The following is a 918-nucleotide window of genomic DNA, read 5'->3' as shown; positions in this document are numbered from 1 at the left end:
GGGTGGGGGTATGCGTTCAGGTTCCTGGGTGGGTGCGGTGGGTGTCGTGGTCGGGGTTGGCGGAGCCCTGGTGGTGGGTGGTGGCGGGGTCGCTGTGGCCGATGGTGGGAACGAGGACTTCACCATCGAGGACCCGCGGATCGTCGAGTCGAGCGGGCTGGCCGCCAGCAAGGCCCATCCGGGGGTGTACTGGACCCACAACGACAGTGACGACGGGCCGTATCTGTATGCCGTGGACGGGGAGAGCGGGAAGACCGTCGCCACCGTGACGATGCGGGGGGTCGGGGCGCCTCGGGATGTGGAGGCCATCTCGATCGGGCCTGACGGCGATCTGTATGTGGGGGATATCGGGGACAACACGGGGGGTGGCTGGTCGCATGTGTGGATCTATCGGCTGCCGGAGCCCAAGGAGCTGCGGGATGTGACCGTGACCGCCACGCAGTACGTCGTGCAGTACGAGGGCGGGGCACGGGACGCCGAGGCGCTGATGGTGCACCCGAAGACCGGGCGGGTCTATATCGGGGACAAGAAGAAGGACGGGGATGGTGGGCTGTTCGAGGGGCCTGCCGAGCTGTCCGCCTCGGGGACCAATGTGTTCAAGCGGGTGGGGGACGTTGACCTGTGGACCACGGACGGGGCCTTCTCCCCGGATGGTGAGCGGTTGGTGTTGCGGAGCTACTTCGAGGCCGAGTCGTACGGCTGGAAGGACGGCAGGCTCAGCGGAGACGGTGAGCGGGTCAGCGTGCCGTTCCAGCGGCAGGGCGAGTCGGTGACGTTCTCGGCCGACGGTACGACGCTGATGTACGGGTCCGAGGGCGAGCGGAGCCCGGTGCGGGCCGTCGCGGTGGCGGGCAAGGGGAGCCCGTCGCCCTCCGGAGGCAAGGGGGAGGGCGAGAAGGGGAGTTCGGCCGGTGCGGG

At 69.1% G+C, this 918-nt stretch carries 1 protein-coding gene; it reads left to right on the top strand.

Annotated elements, in window-relative coordinates; all coding sequences use genetic code 11:
- Positions 1-10 precede the first annotated feature (10 nt).
- Positions 11-918 (top strand): WD40 repeat domain-containing protein (locus tag U9R90_RS36465; protein WP_411061797.1); only part of this gene is annotated, 908 nt, incomplete at its 3' end.

The organism is Streptomyces sp. E11-3 (assembly GCF_046540415.1).
Classification (GTDB): domain Bacteria; phylum Actinomycetota; class Actinomycetes; order Streptomycetales; family Streptomycetaceae; genus Streptomyces.
This window is presented reverse-complemented; position numbering and strand designations above follow the sequence as displayed.